Source organism: Metabacillus herbersteinensis (assembly GCF_042433335.1).
In the GTDB taxonomy this organism is placed as follows: Bacteria; Bacillota; Bacilli; order Bacillales; family Bacillaceae; genus Metabacillus; species Metabacillus herbersteinensis.
Genome location: NZ_JBHLVO010000002.1, coordinates 243,126 through 260,035 on the forward strand (window position 1 = coordinate 243,126; position 16,910 = coordinate 260,035).

Here is a 16,910-nt window from a genome sequence, read left to right on the forward strand (position 1 = left end):
AGAGTGTGAAACTAAAAAGTTGATTGAAAAAAGCTCAGGCAACCCTGAGCTTTTGTTACTATGTAAAACTATTTTTGATTATCTTGATTTTTCTTTGCTTTTGGAGCATTCATTTCTTGTGCAAATTCAGCATCTTGTTGTTGGTTTTGTTGATTTTGCTGATTTTGCATTTGTTGTGCTCTACTGTCGTTGTTTTTGTTTGGCATTTTTTTCACCACCTGTTTCTTTTTTTCACTACGAAAGTTAGTTTAACCATTCCATTCTGTTCTATACATGAAATCACTCGATTTTTGTCATAATTTATACAATACTCTTGTTTAGTTCAAGTACTTTTTCTATTGCTTCAGAGACAGAGCTTACAACATAGGCTGCTTCTTTTTTTACTTGAGGTAAAGCAATATCCATCGCAAAACTATGCGGTGTTAATTGAAACATCGGAATATCGTTAAATGAGTCTCCGATACAAGCAATTTCATCTGTCTTAATTCCTAAGTGTTCCATCAACACCATCAGGGCATTACCTTTGCTTATATTTTTCGGTAGAACGTCCAAACAATGTTCGTCAGATATATATGTTTCAACTTCATCAGAACGGCATTCGACTAACTGCTTTTGAAATGCTGATAGATCTTCATATTCTCCTAAAATTGAGATCTTTGAAGGGATAATGGACTGACCTAATGCAGTTAACAGCTCGATATTTTCTTCGATCGGTGCGAACATTCGCGATTCTAACTGTACGATGAGTTCGTCACGCTTTTCTGTATAATTTTTTTCGTAATCTGCAATTAGTGTAATAAAAGGCATATTTCGAACTTTTTCAAAGATTTCTTTTGCAAGCTGATATTCAAATGTAAAGGAATGAAGAGACTGATGATCTTTCGTCCGAACAAATGCACCATTTTGGCTAATTCGATGATACGTTTCGCCAATCATTTTTAGAACTTCTGCAATCTCAATGTCCATTCTCCCTGTAGCTAAACAAATATCAACGTCACTTTCCTTGAGCTTTTTTAAAGATTGTATATCAGTTGGTGATACCTCTTTTTTTAGATTTAATAATGTACCGTCTAAGTCACTAACAAAAAGTTTTATCATGAACAGTTCCTCCTCAGGTGATCCCATGTCCATGGTAAGTCAATTTCAATAGACAATCAAATGATTTGAAGAGGCTATCATTTAGTCAATTAAGATGAAAACGGTTGCAAATGAAGAGCCGAGCCAACGTTGAAGGTCAGCCTACAACTCTAAGGTTTCTATTCATCTGCAGGATCAGTAACCTCAAGTTCTTTTAATAATTGTGTAAGATCATTCTTAACATCAAAAAACATCGGTTTATTTTCATCTGTGAACAGGATGATTTTCTGTGGGACGTTGGTTGCAGGACTGTACACAATAATCACTTCATTTACGATTTCATCAAACCATTTATTTTTTACTTTGAAAGATTTTGTTAAAGGTACCTTTACAAGATAGCCTTTTTTAGGTACTGGATTTGCTTCAATCGTGATGGTAGTGATTGATTTAATAATGGATAACACTTCTTTTTCAAGTGTTTCTGTCATTGCCTTTTCCTTTATGATTTCACCAGACTCTATATCCATGACCTTAATTGGTTCAGTTGCCTGTACGGAAATAGAAACTAATAATGATAGGGAAAGCGAAAATATAAAAAATAATTTTGTCGTAGAAATTGTCATTAATAATCACCTCATCTATAACTTTCCCCAAAGATTCAATGTTAAAAATAGAACTAATAACCAATTGCATTAGAATAAAGTGCAGCCCCGAAGGCATTCTAATCGGTAAATAGGGGGCGGCATTAGTGATAAAACGAGTAGCACTTTTACTATTTTCAACTCTTCTTTTCGGTTGTCAGCAGGATGAAAGAGTTGTCTCCGTTTGGTGGCAATTCTTTTCTAGTCTTTAGGACTTACCTTGATTTTTTTAGACAGTATTCGACATTTGTCATTGACGTAGAGGCATTTCGTTATGTACGATATGAGAGGATGCGATTACAAAGGAGTTGTGGATTTCGTGAAGGAGTCCTTTATTATAAAAAAAGTACTAAATAACAATGTGTTAATTGTTCAACATCAGTCATTTGGAGAACTTGTTTTAATAGGAAAAGGGATAGGGTTTGGTAAACAATCAGGAATGCCTATTCAAAAAAATTCTTATGAAAAAATGTTTGTGCTTACAAATGAAAAGGAGCAAGAGCAATATAAAACGCTACTTAGACATATTGATGAAGATAAAGTGGAAGTTGTTCAGGACGTGATTCATTATATATCCGAACGTGTCGAGCTCCCTTTAAACGAGCATATTCATATTGCATTAACCGATCATATTACATTTGCATTAAAGCGTTTACAACAAGGAATGGATATTAAAAACCCTTTTTTAATTGAAACAAAATCTCTTTATCCTAGTGAATATGAAGTAGCAACAGAAGTTGTTGACCTCTTAAACAAACGATTAAATGTGGCGCTTCCAGAGGGTGAAATTGGATTTATTGCCTTACATATTCATAGTTCGTTGACAAATAAACCTATTTCAGAGGTTAATCAGCATTCTCAGCTAATTAATAAGTTAATGAATATAGTCGAGGACTCATTGAAGGTAACGATCGATCGAGAAAGCATTAATTATCTACGATTGATTCGTCACTTAAGATACACGATAGACCGGGTTCGCGTAGGTGAATCTGTTAATGAGCCAGAGAAGTTAGCATTACTGTTGAAAAATGAATATCCTCTATGCTATAATACTGCTTGGAAAATGATAAAAGTGATGCAACAGGCATTGAAGAAACCTGTTTATGATGCAGAAGCCGTTTACTTGACGATGCATTTATATCGATTAACTAACAAATAACGTAACTTTCACGTGTTACTGATTCGATCAGGCATGAGTGAACAAGTTGTTTTAAAAGCTTTCTTAAGGGTAGTATACCTAGTAGAAGTTTTTAAAGTCTTGTTTCACCATGCCTTTTTTGTTGTTCATTAACTGATTGATACATCCTAAATAAATAGTCAAATTGTAAACGTTTTACAGGCTATGAAATGTGAATTTTGTTAGAAGATCATTTAATTGGGTCTTATGGGTTGAAATCATAGGCAATGATTTTTTTGCTAGTTGTATACACACACTATTCTTAAGGAGGTTTTATACATGTTCAAGAGTTTATTTGGAGTTCTCCAAAAAGTTGGACGAGCGCTTATGTTACCGGTAGCACTTTTACCAGCAGCAGGTCTATTATTAGCAATAGGCAACGCTTTGCAAAACCCTACTTTAACTGATATCGCACCATTTTTAACAAATGAATGGGTTGCTTTAATTGCAAGTGTAATGGAGCAGGCTGGTAACATTGTATTCTCAAACTTACCTGTATTATTTGCGGTTGGAGTTGCCATTGGGTTAGCGAATGGTGATGGGGTTGCAGGAATTGCGGCACTTATTGGATATTTAATTATGAACGTCACAATAAGTGGAATATTAAAAGGTGTAGGAACACTACCTACTGAGGCACATGAACTTGCTGACTTTTTACAAGCTAATGGAGCCGCTTACGGAAATGTTCTAGGAATACCTACTCTTCAAACTGGAGTTTTTGGCGGGATAATCGTAGGTATCCTGGCTGCAACAATGTACAACAAGTTCTTTAGAATTGAATTACCACAATACTTAGGCTTCTTTGCAGGAAAACGCTTTGTTCCAATCGCAACAGCAGCGTCTGCATTAATTTTAGGAATTGTAATGTATTTTATCTGGCCGCCAATTCAAGTTGGGTTGAATGCATTCTCAACAAACTTATTAGATGCTAACAGAACGATGGCAGCATTTATTTTCGGAGTTATTGAACGTTCTCTAATTCCGTTTGGACTACATCATATCTTCTATTCACCATTTTGGTTTGAATTTGGAAGCTATGTAGATGCGGCTGGAAATACTGTCCGCGGTGACCAAACGATTTTCTTTGCACAAATTAGAGATGGTGTAGAAAACTTAACTGCTGGAACGTTCATGACAGGAAAATACCCGTTCATGATGTTCGGATTACCGGCTGCAGCATTAGCGATTTACCATGAAGCACGCCCGGAAAACAAAAAGCTTGTTGCTGGTTTAATGGGTTCAGCTGCTTTAACTTCTTTTCTAACAGGTATTACAGAACCGCTTGAGTTCTCATTCCTTTTTGTAGCACCTGTATTATTTGGTATCCATGCCTTTTTTGCTGGTCTATCTTTCATGACCATGCATTTATTAGATGTAAAAATTGGGATGACCTTCTCAGGTGGCTTGATTGACTTCTTACTGTTTGGGGTTTTAAATCAACAAACTAACTGGTGGCTAGTAATTCCAGTTGGCTTAGTATTTGCAGTGATTTATTATTTCGGATTCCGTTTTGCGATTCGTAAATTCAATTTGAAAACACCAGGCCGTGAGGATGCTGATGTGGAAACAGATGATGATACGAATGGCAATCCACAGGTTGTTGGGGATCTTCCATTTAACATCTTAGAAGCTTTAGGTGGTAAAGAAAATATAAAGCATCTAGATGCTTGTATAACTCGACTCCGCGTAACAGTAAATGACAATAAAGAAGTAAATAAAGATCGTCTAAAAAAATTAGGTGCTTCTGGGGTACTTGAAATAGGAAATAACATTCAAGCGATCTTTGGACCTAAATCAGACAACTTGAAAACACAAATTCAAGATGTAATGGCAGGTAAACGTCCAATAGCTACGAAGCCTCACTCTACCGATCAAGAAATTAAAGAACAAGTAGAAGACGTCGTATCAGATGGTTTAAAAAATGATGTAAGTGAAGAATCGTTCATTTCACCGATCACAGGTGAGTTGAAAAGCATAACAGATGTTCCAGACCAAGTGTTTTCAGGAAAAATGATGGGTGATGGATTCGCAATTTTACCAAGCAATGGGACAGTCGTTTCTCCTGTTAATGGAAAAATACTCAATGTTTTCCCAACTAAGCATGCAATCGGCCTTGAATCTGACAATGGAAGAGAAATTCTTATCCATTTTGGTATTGATACCGTAAACTTAAAAGGTGAAGGCTTTGAAGCGTTTGTTAAAGAAGGCGATGTTGTTGAGCAGGGTCAAAAGCTTCTCGAAGTGAATCTTGACTTTGTGAAAGCAAACGCTCCGTCTATCATTACACCAATCGTTTTCACTAATTTAAAAGAAGGCCAAGAAGTGAAAATTGAAAAGCTTGGTAACGTTAGTGCAAAAGATGTGAACATCATTTCTATTGGTTAAAATATACATTTCCTAAAGAAGATACGTTCCGCTTGTCTTATGATTAGCGGGACTGTTATCATTACGTATTGTGTTTAAATTCATTTAAAAAAGAGGAGTTTGATTAATTATGGCAGAGAAAACGTTTAAAGTAACAGCAGATTCAGGTATTCATGCACGTCCAGCGACAGTATTGGTACAAGCTGCAAGTAAATTTGATGCAGATGTTAACTTAGAATATAACGGAAAAACGGTAAACTTAAAGTCAATTATGGGCGTAATGAGTCTTGGAATTGCTAAAGGATCTCAAATTAAAATTAGCGCATCTGGTTCTGATGAAAACGAAGCGATCACAGCAATCGAAGAAACACTGAAAAATGAGGAGCTAGGCGAATAATGCAAAACCTTAAGGGAATTGGAGCATCCGCGGGGATCGCGATTGCTAAATCATATCGACTAGAAGAACCAGAACTTAAAATAGAAAAAAGAGAAGTTGCAGATAAGGAAGCTGAAAAGCTTCGACTTGACGACGCACTGCAAACATCGAAGGCAGAATTAGAAAAAATTAAGGAACACGCTAATCGAGAATTAGGTGCAGATAAAGCAGATATTTTTGCGGCTCACTTGCTCGTGTTAAGTGACCCAGAACTAATAAAACCCATTAAAGATAAAATTGAGCAAGAAGCGACAAATGCTGAATTTGCTTTAAAGGAAACAGCCGATATGTTCGTGTCTATGTTTGAAGCAATGGACAATGAATATATGAGAGAACGAGCGGCAGACATCCGTGATGTAACTAAACGAGTAATTGCTCACTTACTTGGCGTGCAAATTCCTAACCCGAGTTTAATCTCAGAAGAAGTTATTATCATTGCAGAAGATTTAACTCCTTCAGATACAGCTCAATTGAACCGTCAGTATGTAAAAGGTTTTACAACCAATATCGGAGGCCGTACATCTCACTCAGCAATCATGGCTCGTTCTATGGAAATTCCTGCAGTAGTAGGAACAAAACAAGCTACATCTTCGATTGAAAATGGAGTAACTGTTATTGTTGATGGTATTGATGGAGATGTTATCATTGATCCTTCTGAAGAGGTAATTGCTAGGTACAAAGCGAAGCAGGAAAATTATGAAGTTCAAAAAACCGAATGGGCCAAGCTTGTAAATGAGCCAACTGTCTCAAAAGATGGTCATCATGTTGAGTTAGCCGCAAATATCGGAACACCAGAAGATGTTAAGGGTGTGCTTGAAAACGGTGGAGAAGGTGTAGGACTTTATCGAACAGAGTTTTTATACATGGGACGAGATCAGCTTCCAACAGAAGAAGAACAATTCCAGTCATATAAAGCTGTTCTCGAGCGCATGGAAGGAAAACCTGTCGTTGTTCGTACCTTAGATATTGGTGGCGACAAAGAATTACCTTACTTAAACCTACCAAAAGAAATGAACCCATTCTTAGGTTTTAGAGCGATCCGATTATGCCTTGAGGAGCAAGAGATTTTCCGTACACAGCTACGTGCTTTATTAAAAGCAAGTCCCTACGGTAACTTAAAAATCATGTTCCCAATGATTGCAACGCTTCAAGAATTCAGAGAAGCTAAAGCCGTTCTTCTCGAAGAAAAAGAAAAATTAACTTCAGCTGGTGTACAAGTATCAGATAAAATTGAAATCGGAATTATGGTTGAAATTCCATCAACAGCTGTTTTAGCTGATCAGTTTGCAAAAGAAGTTGATTTCTTTAGCATTGGAACGAACGACTTAATTCAGTACACAATGGCAGCGGATCGAATGAATGAACGTGTGTCATACTTATATCAACCATACAACCCTGCAATCTTACGTTTAATTACACTAGTAATTGAAGCGGCTCATAAAGAAGGTAAATGGGCTGGTATGTGTGGTGAAATGGCTGGAGACTCTATCGCGATCCCAATCCTACTCGGACTAGGACTGGATGAGTTCTCCATGAGCGCAACATCGATCTTACCTGCTCGAACTCAAATAAAAGGGTTATCTAAAGAAGAAGCACAAAGCTTTAAAGAAACAATTCTCTCAATGAGCACAACGGAAGAAGTTGTATCGTTTGTGAAAGAGACTTTTTCGATTAACTAAATAGGATATATTAGAACGACGTTGCTAGATTGGACGTCGTTTTATTTCATATGACGTGTAAAACAGTAATAAAAGGACAAATTACGACAAAAAACACTAGATAATAGGACTATATTCCTGTATATTTCATAATAAGGATTTATGAAGGGATGCCTCACTATGAATGTGTTTCAAGGAATGTTTGCAAATATAGCAATCGTTATTGCTTTCATTTTTTTAGGAAATCAGTTTGTTAGAGAAAAAAGTCTGTCACCACGAACCGATCTGAAAACAAAAATTGCCCTCGGTCTACTTCTTGGAATTTTGGGATTAATATTGATGACCTACCAAGTTCCGATTACAGATGTAATGTTTATCGATTTACGTTACTTACCCATTGTCATTGCAGCAATTTATACAGGATTTCTATCTTCAGTACTTTCTTCACTTTGCATTGCTTTTGGCCGGTTATTTATGTTCGGAGTTTCAGATACATCGATTAAATCATTTGTCTTTTTATTACTGTTAGGACTATTAATAGGAATTCTTTCAAAGATGATACAAAATCAGTCTTTTTTCAGAAAATGGTTTCTATTAAATGTAATTAGCCTTGTCTTTGCAATTCTTAACTTTTGTATTCTCCAAATTACTTGGGTTTTTTTAGCGTATTATTTAATTGCTTATATAATTGCCGCAAGTCTGATCTATTATTGTTTAGTGTATGTTAGTCAGCTTAACGGACAATATCGCTATTTTAAAACACAATCAATGAAGGATCATTTAACAGGCTTATACAATCATCGCAAATTTGCTGAGCTCATTGCAGAGGAAAAGGCAAATGCACTAGAACAATCAGACCAGCCGTTATCTCTACTTGTTATCGATATTGATCATTTTAAAAAAGTGAATGACACTTACGGACACTTATTTGGAGATCAAGTTCTTCATAACCTAAGTAAATTGCTCGTTTCTTCCATCCGAAAAGAAGATAAAGTTTCTCGGTATGGAGGAGAAGAATTTACGGTAATTTTGCCAAATACTACAATCGGTGAAGCAAGCTCTGTTGCAGAAAGTATTAGAAGGTTCATTGAAACAGAAATCTTTTTCATCGAGCAAAAAGAACTATCCATAACCGTGTCAATAGGTGTAGCTTCTTATCCTGAAACGGTGACAGACGTTCATACATTATTTGAAAAAGCAGATGAAAATCTATATAAATCAAAAACAAGTGGTCGTAATAAAGTATCTATTTAAGAAAAGACTTGATAGTAAAAAACAATACACTGGGCACGATAAAAATGGATCAACAAGAGAAAGGTCGTGCTAAAAGTGGATTTTAAACTTGGTGAAACTGTGTATGTTATCTATCGAAATCCTCACGCTGCCATTGTAGCAAATATCCTTTCTGCTGAGATTGTTCAGCATCCAATAAATGAAAATGAATTTGCCCTTTTTTTGCATGACTCCTATCACCCTTTATCTGATGATGACGCTGTATTTTCGTCCTTCGACGAGGCGGAAAGATTGTATAATGAATTATTTGATTATGGACAATATCATTAGAATCATAATAAAAATAAAAACAGCAACGACTGAGACATGGTCGTTGCTTTTTTTATTTTTTAACACATTAATAAGTAGGATAACCATTAGTGCAAATGCAGACTCTAAGAAAGCAAAGTGCTAATGAGGATGTGATTGTTATGATAAAACCTTTCGTACCTCAGCTCGTTTACATTGAACCAAGAGCATTAGAATATCCTCTTGGAGTTGAGTTGAAAAATAAATTTGAAAAAATGGGGCTTGAAATAAGAGAAACAACTTCTCACAATCAGGTTCGTAATATTCCCGGTAAAAATCATCTCCAGCAATATCGTACCGCAAAGTCAACACTTGTTGTCGGTGTAAGGAAAACATTGAAATTTGATACATCGAAACCATCTGCTGAGTACGCAATACCCCTAGCAACAGGATGTATGGGTCATTGTCATTATTGTTACTTACAAACCACGATGGGAAGCAAACCTTACATTCGTACCTATGTAAATGTGGAAGAGATACTTGGGCAAGCCGGGGAATATATGGAGGAAAGAGCCCCACAAATAACAAGATTTGAAGCTTCCTGTACTTCAGATATTGTCGGAATTGATCACCTGACACACTCCTTAAAAAGAGCGATCGAATTTTTCGGTGATAAAGAAATGGGCAGACTTCGGTTTGTTACAAAGTTTCATCACGTTGATCATCTGTTGGATGCTAAACACAATGGGAAAACACGATTTCGCTTTAGTATCAATGCTGATTTTGTAATCCGCAATTTTGAACCAGGAACATCAGCTCTTGATCAACGAATTGAAGCTGCTGTAAAAGTTGCAAAAGCAGGGTACCCGTTAGGCTTCATTGTCGCACCCATTTACATTCATGACGGATGGCAGGAAGGTTACAAGGAATTATTTGAAAAACTCGACCATTACCTGCCCGAAGAAGTGAGAAGGGATATTACCTTTGAAATGATTCAACATCGATTTACAAAACCAGCAAAACGAGTAATCGAAAAGAATTATCCCAAATCAAAACTAGAATTAAACGAAGAAGAAAGACGCTATAAATGGGGCCGTTATGGCATAGGTAAATACATTTATCCAAAAGATCAAGAACAAGAACTGCGAGATACATTGGAAGACTATATTGATCACTATTTCCCTAATGCAAAAGTTGAATATTTTACATAGAGCTGATCTTTTACAGCTCTGTTATTTTTTAAAAAAAGCACTATACCTATTATCTAAGTTATAGTGCTTTTTTAGTAATATCAGAAAGAATAAAATTTGATACTAAGTCTTCGTTTCGCAAGTCCAGCTCCGACGCACAGGAAGTGCTAGTGCGGTCGAAGAGACAGGACGTTGCGAACTTAGCCTTTCTTCCTCTAACAAGGCGCTTGCGTTTTTAATGTTAGTCCACTTCCACTAAGTCTTCAACTGCCACTTGCGTTCTTTCTTCAAGTGGACCTCTTAAATGGACGGTAACCAATTTTCCACTTTCGTGTAGTTCATCTATCCAAACAGAAGCCCCATTGTACAACACATTAATGTCTGCAGAAGAAGATAATATTTGCTTTACTCGGTTTACGTCCATGTTGTTTCCTCCCTAAAAATAATCGCTTTAGTATGTGAAAGAAAGCGAGTAGATATACCCCTAATTCTACTTCTTTTGAATTTTTTGCACTTTTAAGCTTTTATGGCCTAAAGATTTGTCGTTTCTTGACGATAATACCTGTATACAAAGAGAATTCGTGGGGGAATTAATTATGTTTAAAAAACTGCAATTTAAAATCACATTTTTCCTAGCATTAATTATTATTTTATCAATGATTTCAGTTCAACTTTTTTCATCGCTCTATCTTCAGAGTGCAATGAAGGGTGATGCTGAGATAAGCGGAGCAAGCATTGTTACACAACTAGAAGGTAACATTGAACTCAGCTTAAAGGATTATGAGAAAAGCTTACTCAGATTTGGTGCAAACAATCAAGTTGTCGGGTTGTTGAATGATCAAAGCGAGCAAAACAGTTCAAACGTTGTCCAAGAGTTTAAAACATTTCTAGAAACAAATGATCGAGTAAGCTTGATTTATGTTGGAAGTGAAAATAAACAGCTATTCATTGAACCAGAGGTTGAATTACCTGCTGATTTTGACCCAACTTCTCGACCTTGGTACGAGCTTGCGAAGCAAACTCCAGACGAGGTTGTTTGGACGGAGCCATACGAAGATGCAACAAGTGGAAGTTACACGGTTACTGGAGCTAAAGCAGTGACTGAAAATGGACAAGTAGTCGGTGTTGTTGCTTTTGATCTCTCTCTTGAAGCGATTAATGAAATAGTCAATGATGTTACAGTAGGCTATGGTGGATATTCATTTTTAATGGATCAAAAGGGAATTGCCCTTTCACATCCAACAGAGCATGGAAATGACTTATCAAAACTATCTTTCATGAAACCTGTCCTAAAAGAGAGAAATGGGTTAATTGAATATAGCTATGAAGGTGAAGATCGAATGCTTCATTTTGAAACAATTGATGGGTTAGATTGGAAAATTGGAGCTGTTTACAAAAATTCAGACCTAATGGCTACAGCGAATACAGTGACACTTATTAGTATCGTTGTTTCAGGTATTGCTTTAATTATCGCAATAATTGTTGGTATTTTTGTTTCAAGATCGATTGCTCGACCAATTATCCACATTGGTGAAAAGGCAAAAGCAGTCGCCAGCGGAGATTTATCAGTTCAAGCAATAGTTAAATCGAAGGATGAAGTTGGTCTATTAGCAGAAAACTTTAATTCGATGGTTGAAGAAATGAATAAAATGATTCAGCAAGTTAATCACTCTGTTGTGAAATTATCCGATTCAGCAGAAAGTTTAAGTGCAGTTTCAGAAGAAACGATGGCAGCTAGTGAGCAAGTAGCCAATGCAATTGAAGACATTGCTAGAGGAGCGACTGAGCAAACAAATGATGTTGAAAGTATGAATGATCGAACTAGGCAACTATCTGAAAAAATTAGCAAAGTCAATGATTCGATCACACATATTCAATCACTGTCAACCGGGTCTGAAGATGCAAGCTATCAAGGACTTGATAAATTAAATATCTTACAACTAAAATCGACTGAAGCAAATAGTGAACTAGGATCTGTAGAACAAGTATTAACAGGTCTTGCAGTAAAAATTAAAAAAATAGAAGAGGTTGTTACGGCCATTTCAGCAATTTCAGATCAAACCAATTTACTTGCTCTAAATGCAAGCATCGAAGCAGCGCGTGCTGGTGAAAGTGGAAAAGGATTCGCTGTGGTTGCCGATGAAGTCAGAAAACTAGCTGAGCAGTCTGCTAGAGCAACTGGTCAAATCAGTGAAACAATCCACGGTATTCAAAAAGAGTCTGAAAAAGCGGTTGAAGCTATGGGCCGTACGAAGGAAATGAACGACGAGCAAAACGTTGCGGTCCAAAATACAGGTGAAGCATTCCAGATTATCGCTGGCATGATGGGAGACTTAGCAAAGTCGATTTCAACTGTGACAAGAGATATGGAGGTAATGAATCAACAAAAAGACAGTGTTATGGAATCAATCCAAAGTATCTCTGCCATATCAGAGCAATCTGCTGCAGCAGCAGAGGAAGTCAATGCATCTACAGATGAACAGCTCAGAGCACTTGAAACAGTTGCACATTCAGCTGAAGAATTAAACGATGCGAGTAAAGAGCTTCAAGTACTTGTTAGTAAATTTAAGATTTAAATAAAAACACGTATTATCCCACTGTGCATTTGTGCGGTGGTTTTTTTTACAAAAAAAATAACATTGAAACGTTCTTTAACTTGTTTTAAGCTTATTAGTTACATTAACCGAATCTGACATGCTACAATAATAGCAAAATCATGTACTTGGGAGAGGATGTAACTCAATGCAATTAGGCTTAAACGGAAAATCGGCTCTTGTTATTGCATCAAGTCAAGGCTTGGGCAAAGCAATTGCACGAAAGCTTGTAGAAGAAGGTACGAACGTGATGCTTACGAGTCGTGACCCAGAAAAACTATTTAGAGTGAAAGATGAACTAATGCAGCTAGGTGGTGGCATCGTTGAATGTAAGCGTTGTGATATCACAAACAAGCAAGATATTATCGATCTAGTAAATGCAACGGTTGAGCGGTTTGGGACAATTGATCTGCTGGTTAATAATGCCGGGGGACCTCCTGCGGGTAGCTTTGAACAAATGACAGATGAAGATTGGCAAAAAGCATTTGAATTGAATTTATTAAGCTATATCCGAGTCATTCGTGAAGTGTTACCACTAATGAGGGGGAAAGGTGGAAAAATAGTCAATATCGCCTCCTCATCTGTGAAAGAGCCGATACCTGGACTCATTCTCTCAAATACATTTCGAACAGGAATTGTTGGCTTAACGAAAACTCTCGCTACAGAGTTTGCACCTTATCGTATTTTAATTAACACTGTCGCTCCCGGACGAATCGCAACAGATCGAGTGGCATTTCTTGATACAGTCAATGCAGATAAACAAGGTATTTCAAAAGAAGAAATGGAAGAAAAGGTAAAATTATCAATTCCACTAGGTCGATACGGAGAACCAGAGGAATTTGCAAATTATGTCACGTTTCTTCTTTCAAATGCGAATAGCTATATGAGTGGACAAACGTTTTTAGTAGATGGTGGACTTGTGAAGTCGATTTAATTAAATCATTTTTTTACAGAACCGAGGGCAGACTCCCGGTTCTTTTTTTTGAGAAAAATAAACTAAGATTGACGATCATTGTGCACATATTCCTCTAATGCTACCTACAACTATCGTTCTTTTTCGCATAAATCTAATAAAATAGATAAACAATAGAAGATAGAATCTATGAAGGTGGCATTACATAATGGCAATCATTCTCGCTGTAGTTTTTACTTGGCTTTTTATAGGGTTAATGGTGTTGATTCCTAAAGGCATGAACATTCTTGAATCGCTGTTTGTCTTTTTCATAGTTTCAATCGCAAATAATCTCTTTTGTTCTTATATGATGGCGAATTTAGAATGGGTAGAGGTCTTTGAAACGCCTACTGCAAAAACTGTCATTATGATGTGAATGATAAGCCTGAAAATGAAGTGATGGATATCGTTTATTATTGTATGTACGGCTTTTCAGGTTACTTTTTTCTCTATTTTTATGTGCATTGGAAATTGAGCGGGATTCTAACGTTAGTTTATATTGTTCTGTGGTCATTGTTTGCTTATTTATATGAGTTGGCTGCCCAGGCTGTAGATATTTTTGATTTTAGTAAAGGCTATGATAGGATTTATTCTTTTCCTATTTACCTGTATATTCAGTCCTTTTTTATCCTCTTTTTTCATTTCATCACAAAAGAATATGGTAAACTTAAACAAAAGTTTTAGGGGGATGGGAGATGTGAATATGGAGAAAGTGATTGGGTTTATTGGGATTGGTGTTATGGGCAAAAGCATGGCATCAAACTTACTAAAAGCTGGGTATACGGTGAATGTATATACAAGAACAAAGTCGAAAGCTGATGAACTAGTGGGCCTCGGTGCCAGTTGCTACAGTTCTATTAAGGATCTTGCAGTTGCATCGAATATCATTATCACAATGGTTGGGTATCCAAAGGATGTTGAAGAAGTGTATCTGAGTGAGAGTGGGGTCTTGGGTCATGCAAAGGCTGGTACATATGTAATTGATATGACAACTTCAAAGCCATCTTTAGCTGAAAAGATTTATAAAGTTGCTAAGGAAAAAGGAATTTTTGCACTCGATGCTCCGGTTTCAGGTGGAGACGTTGGTGCGAAAGAGGCACGATTAGCAATTATGGTTGGTGGCGATGAGGAATCGTTTAATGCCTGTCTACCTATTTTTGAAGTGATGGGTCAAAACATTGTTCTACAAGGAAAAGCAGGAGCAGGACAGCATACAAAAATGTGCAATCAAATTGCGATTGCATCGGGAATGGTTGGCGTTTGTGAAGCAGTAGCTTATGCAGCTAAATCTGGATTGGATCCCGAAAATGTAATAAAAAGTATTAGTTCTGGTGCAGCGGGAAGCTGGTCATTAAATAATCTTGCGCCAAGAATGTTAGCAGAAAATTTTGATCCAGGATTCTTTGTCAAGCATTTCATTAAAGATATGAGCATTGCATTAGAAGAAGCAGAAAACATGGGACTCACAACACCGGGCTTAGAACTAACAAAGAAATTATATGATCAACTAGCTGCCGAAGGTGAAGAAAATAGTGGCACTCAAGCACTATATAAGCTATGGAACTAAAAGGGCTTGAGATTAAGCCACTTGACTGGAATGGAGCCGTTCCTTACTCTTTACTCTTAGAAGCAGATCCTTCACGTGAAAAAGTCGATTCCAATCTTCAAAAAGGGGATTGCTATGTTGCGGTTATCGAAGAAAGAACAGTAGGAGTGGCTGTTTTAGTTCCAATTAATGAAAACGAAACGGAACTGGTCAATCTAGCAGTTTCTGAAGAATTTAGAGGTAAAGGAATTGCCAAAAAGTTGATCTTCTTTTGTTTGGATGTTTGTAAGAATAAGCAGATAGCTGAGGTTTTTGTAGGTACAGGAAACTCGAGTCTTTCACAGCTCGGATTATACCAGAAATGTGGTTTTCGAATGGATCATATTTTAAAAGACTATTTCATTGAGCATTATCAAGATGAAATAGTTGAAAACGGCATACAGTGTCGAGACATGATTGTGTTAAAACAAAGCATTAAAATGCCTGTTCCCACAGCGTTTAGGCGGTGGGAACAGGTATAAACAAATTATTTACCAATAAACATTTGAGTCCAATAGTTTCCTTGTGCTACATGTCCTACACCGATGTGTGTGAAGTCGCTGCTCATAATGTTTTTGCGGTGACCTTCACTGTTCATCCAAGCTTTGACAACTTCCTCAGGCGAACGTTGCCCCATGGCAATATTTTCACCAGCTGCTCGATAATCGATGCCGTACTTTTTCATCATGTCAAAAGGTGAACCGTACGTTGGGCTCGTATGTGAGAAATAATTATTACGTTGCATATCACTCGATTTTTCACGTGCTACTTTACTTAATTCTGTATCTAGTTGAAGCGGTTTAAGACCTTGCTTCTGACGTTCAACATTTGTTAATTCAACGACTTTCTGCTCAAATGCACTCACACTTGATTGTACTTGGTCAGTACTTGGCTTTTCAGCCGGCGGTGTTGATGGCTGCTGGGCTGGTTTTGGTGCCGGAGCAGGTGCTTCAGCTTTTGGTTGTTCTGGTGCATGCGTAGCTTCCTCTTGCTTTGGTGTTGCTTGCTTAGGTTCTTCATATTTATATGCATTAAACTGTGAGTTCGCTTGGTCAAAATGTTGACCAAATAATTGTTGAAGTTGGTTTGAATCAACCTGTTTTAAGATATTGTTCATGTCTTCATTAGAGAAAGTAAAGCTTTTCCCTGTAGCTTGTTCAATTTTATTTTGCAGATCCTCTTTTGTTAGTTGCGTGGCATCAGCAGATTGTCCATTAAAAGTAAAGATTGTAGCGGCTGCTGCTACTGATAATAGAATTGATTTTTTCATAAATAGTTGCCCCCTATAAGGAATTATTTGGCTAACATCGCATAGCCGTCCTTCGCAATTTCATCGTATCACACGTTTTTTGTCATAATCCCTCCATCGTTTACCATTGACAAATCTGTTAATATATCATTTTCGCTTTTTCTTTTAAAAGTATTATGAGAATAGGTTTTTTCTCACTATAAAAATACTTTTCTAGGGAAATAGTTCCCTGTTTATTTTTCCACTATTATCCTTAAATTCTAAATATTTCACTGGATTTTATCTTGACAGTGTTTTTAAGCATAGAAGTATATAACATCTGTTACATAAGTGTTACAATATTATCAGAAAATGTAATTGAAAAGTCGAATGTACGTTAAGTGAAAGGGGAAAACGCGGTGACAGAGCAAGGTTCAAGCAGAGAAGAGCAGCGCAAGCTAAAAAAACCCGGCATATTCGGATTAAT

Annotated in this window: 18 protein-coding genes; 13 read left to right on the forward strand and 5 right to left on the reverse strand. The window is 36.8% G+C overall.

Going from position 1 to position 16,910, the window contains the following annotated elements:
* Positions 1-68 precede the first annotated feature (68 nt).
* The 3 genes from ACFFIX_RS04205 to ACFFIX_RS04215 all read right to left on the reverse strand — a co-directional run bounded on the left by ACFFIX_RS04205 (position 69) and on the right by ACFFIX_RS04215 (position 1,700).
* Positions 69-206 carry a hypothetical protein gene (locus ACFFIX_RS04205; RefSeq protein ID WP_378930836.1) on the reverse strand — a complete coding sequence of 46 codons (138 nt, stop codon included), beginning with the start codon at positions 204-206 and terminating at the stop codon, positions 69-71.
* 94 nt (positions 207-300) lie between these two features.
* Positions 301-1,098, reverse strand: a complete 798-nt coding sequence (locus ACFFIX_RS04210; RefSeq protein WP_378930838.1) for a Cof-type HAD-IIB family hydrolase — start codon at positions 1,096-1,098, stop codon at positions 301-303.
* 158 nt (positions 1,099-1,256) lie between these two features.
* A complete protein-coding gene (locus ACFFIX_RS04215) occupies positions 1,257-1,700 on the reverse strand; it encodes a hypothetical protein (RefSeq protein ID WP_378930840.1) in 444 nt (147 codons plus the stop codon).
* Between the two features lie 337 nt (positions 1,701-2,037).
* Here ACFFIX_RS04215 and glcT point away from each other — a divergent pair, with 337 nt between their 5' ends.
* The 7 genes from glcT (at position 2,038) to splB (ending at position 10,085) form a co-directional block, all read left to right on the forward strand.
* Positions 2,038-2,877 carry a glucose PTS transporter transcription antiterminator GlcT gene (glcT, locus tag ACFFIX_RS04220; protein ID WP_378931169.1) on the forward strand — a complete coding sequence of 280 codons (840 nt, stop codon included), beginning with the start codon at positions 2,038-2,040 and terminating at the stop codon, positions 2,875-2,877.
* Positions 2,878-3,174: 297 nt separating this feature from the next.
* The gene (gene ptsG / locus ACFFIX_RS04225; protein WP_378930842.1) at positions 3,175-5,280 is read left to right on the forward strand and encodes a glucose-specific PTS transporter subunit IIBC; all 2,106 of its coding nucleotides are present in this window, start codon (positions 3,175-3,177) and stop codon (positions 5,278-5,280) included.
* 109 nt (positions 5,281-5,389) lie between these two features.
* Positions 5,390-5,656 (forward strand): phosphocarrier protein HPr, encoded by a 267-nt coding sequence (locus tag ACFFIX_RS04230; RefSeq protein ID WP_378930844.1) that lies wholly within the window; start codon positions 5,390-5,392, stop codon positions 5,654-5,656.
* The gene (gene ptsP / locus ACFFIX_RS04235; protein WP_378930846.1) at positions 5,656-7,374 is read left to right on the forward strand and encodes a phosphoenolpyruvate--protein phosphotransferase; all 1,719 of its coding nucleotides are present in this window, start codon (positions 5,656-5,658) and stop codon (positions 7,372-7,374) included. The genes ACFFIX_RS04230 and ptsP overlap by 1 nt, the downstream gene beginning before the upstream one ends.
* Before the next feature lie 159 nt (positions 7,375-7,533).
* The gene (locus ACFFIX_RS04240) at positions 7,534-8,607 is read left to right on the forward strand and encodes a GGDEF domain-containing protein (RefSeq protein WP_378930848.1); all 1,074 of its coding nucleotides are present in this window, start codon (positions 7,534-7,536) and stop codon (positions 8,605-8,607) included.
* A 75-nt stretch (positions 8,608-8,682) separates the two neighbouring features.
* Positions 8,683-8,916 (forward strand): transcriptional regulator SplA domain-containing protein, encoded by a 234-nt coding sequence (locus ACFFIX_RS04245; RefSeq protein WP_378930850.1) that lies wholly within the window; start codon positions 8,683-8,685, stop codon positions 8,914-8,916.
* A 140-nt stretch (positions 8,917-9,056) separates the two neighbouring features.
* A complete protein-coding gene (gene splB, locus ACFFIX_RS04250; RefSeq protein WP_378930853.1) occupies positions 9,057-10,085 on the forward strand; it encodes a spore photoproduct lyase in 1,029 nt (342 codons plus the stop codon).
* A gap of 220 nt (positions 10,086-10,305) precedes the next feature.
* On the opposite strand, the gene ACFFIX_RS04255 is transcribed toward splB, so the two are convergent.
* The gene (locus ACFFIX_RS04255) at positions 10,306-10,488 is read right to left on the reverse strand and encodes a small, acid-soluble spore protein, H family (RefSeq protein ID WP_378930855.1); all 183 of its coding nucleotides are present in this window, start codon (positions 10,486-10,488) and stop codon (positions 10,306-10,308) included.
* 172 nt (positions 10,489-10,660) lie between these two features.
* Between ACFFIX_RS04255 and ACFFIX_RS04260 the strand changes: the two genes are divergently transcribed.
* The 6 genes from ACFFIX_RS04260 to ACFFIX_RS04285 all read left to right on the forward strand — a co-directional run bounded on the left by ACFFIX_RS04260 (position 10,661) and on the right by ACFFIX_RS04285 (position 15,677).
* Entirely contained in the window at positions 10,661-12,640 is a 1,980-nt protein-coding gene (locus ACFFIX_RS04260) for a methyl-accepting chemotaxis protein (protein ID WP_378930857.1), read from the forward strand.
* A gap of 166 nt (positions 12,641-12,806) precedes the next feature.
* On the forward strand, positions 12,807-13,592 hold the full coding sequence (locus ACFFIX_RS04265) for an SDR family oxidoreductase (RefSeq protein WP_378930859.1): 786 nt from the start codon (positions 12,807-12,809) through the stop codon (positions 13,590-13,592).
* Between the two features lie 187 nt (positions 13,593-13,779).
* Complete coding sequence (locus ACFFIX_RS04270; protein ID WP_378930861.1) at positions 13,780-13,986, forward strand: hypothetical protein; 207 nt, start codon at positions 13,780-13,782, stop codon at positions 13,984-13,986.
* On the forward strand, positions 13,983-14,294 hold the full coding sequence (locus tag ACFFIX_RS04275; RefSeq protein ID WP_378930863.1) for a hypothetical protein: 312 nt from the start codon (positions 13,983-13,985) through the stop codon (positions 14,292-14,294). The genes ACFFIX_RS04270 and ACFFIX_RS04275 overlap by 4 nt, the downstream gene beginning before the upstream one ends.
* A 19-nt stretch (positions 14,295-14,313) precedes the next feature.
* Positions 14,314-15,177: an NAD(P)-dependent oxidoreductase gene (locus tag ACFFIX_RS04280; RefSeq protein WP_378930865.1), complete on the forward strand. Its 864-nt coding sequence runs from the start codon at positions 14,314-14,316 to the stop codon at positions 15,175-15,177.
* On the forward strand, positions 15,168-15,677 hold the full coding sequence (locus tag ACFFIX_RS04285; RefSeq protein ID WP_378930867.1) for a GNAT family N-acetyltransferase: 510 nt from the start codon (positions 15,168-15,170) through the stop codon (positions 15,675-15,677). Before ACFFIX_RS04280 ends, ACFFIX_RS04285 begins: the two co-directional genes overlap by 10 nt.
* A 5-nt stretch (positions 15,678-15,682) precedes the next feature.
* On the opposite strand, the gene ACFFIX_RS04290 is transcribed toward ACFFIX_RS04285, so the two are convergent.
* The gene (locus tag ACFFIX_RS04290; protein ID WP_378930869.1) at positions 15,683-16,465 is read right to left on the reverse strand and encodes a CAP domain-containing protein; all 783 of its coding nucleotides are present in this window, start codon (positions 16,463-16,465) and stop codon (positions 15,683-15,685) included.
* Positions 16,466-16,910: the final 445 nt, after the last annotated feature.

Bases quoted from the DNA above. Each gene is read 5' to 3' on its own strand.
- ACFFIX_RS04205 (WP_378930836.1), bottom strand. From the start codon at position 206: ATGCCAAACAAAAACAACGACAGTAGAGCACAACAAATGCAAAATCAG.
- ACFFIX_RS04210 (WP_378930838.1), bottom strand. From the start codon at position 1,098: ATGATAAAACTTTTTGTTAGTGACTTAGACGGTACATTATTAAATCTA.
- ACFFIX_RS04215 (WP_378930840.1), bottom strand. From the start codon at position 1,700: ATGACAATTTCTACGACAAAATTATTTTTTATATTTTCGCTTTCCCTA.
- ptsG (WP_378930842.1), top strand. From the start codon at position 3,175: ATGTTCAAGAGTTTATTTGGAGTTCTCCAAAAAGTTGGACGAGCGCTT.
- ACFFIX_RS04230 (WP_378930844.1), top strand. From the start codon at position 5,390: ATGGCAGAGAAAACGTTTAAAGTAACAGCAGATTCAGGTATTCATGCA.
- ptsP (WP_378930846.1), top strand. From the start codon at position 5,656: ATGCAAAACCTTAAGGGAATTGGAGCATCCGCGGGGATCGCGATTGCT.
- ACFFIX_RS04240 (WP_378930848.1), top strand. From the start codon at position 7,534: ATGAATGTGTTTCAAGGAATGTTTGCAAATATAGCAATCGTTATTGCT.
- splB (WP_378930853.1), top strand. From the start codon at position 9,057: ATGATAAAACCTTTCGTACCTCAGCTCGTTTACATTGAACCAAGAGCA.
- ACFFIX_RS04255 (WP_378930855.1), bottom strand. From the start codon at position 10,488: ATGGACGTAAACCGAGTAAAGCAAATATTATCTTCTTCTGCAGACATT.
- ACFFIX_RS04260 (WP_378930857.1), top strand. From the start codon at position 10,661: ATGTTTAAAAAACTGCAATTTAAAATCACATTTTTCCTAGCATTAATT.
- ACFFIX_RS04265 (WP_378930859.1), top strand. From the start codon at position 12,807: ATGCAATTAGGCTTAAACGGAAAATCGGCTCTTGTTATTGCATCAAGT.
- ACFFIX_RS04270 (WP_378930861.1), top strand. From the start codon at position 13,780: ATGGCAATCATTCTCGCTGTAGTTTTTACTTGGCTTTTTATAGGGTTA.
- ACFFIX_RS04280 (WP_378930865.1), top strand. From the start codon at position 14,314: ATGGAGAAAGTGATTGGGTTTATTGGGATTGGTGTTATGGGCAAAAGC.
- ACFFIX_RS04285 (WP_378930867.1), top strand. From the start codon at position 15,168: ATGGAACTAAAAGGGCTTGAGATTAAGCCACTTGACTGGAATGGAGCC.
- ACFFIX_RS04290 (WP_378930869.1), bottom strand. From the start codon at position 16,465: ATGAAAAAATCAATTCTATTATCAGTAGCAGCAGCCGCTACAATCTTT.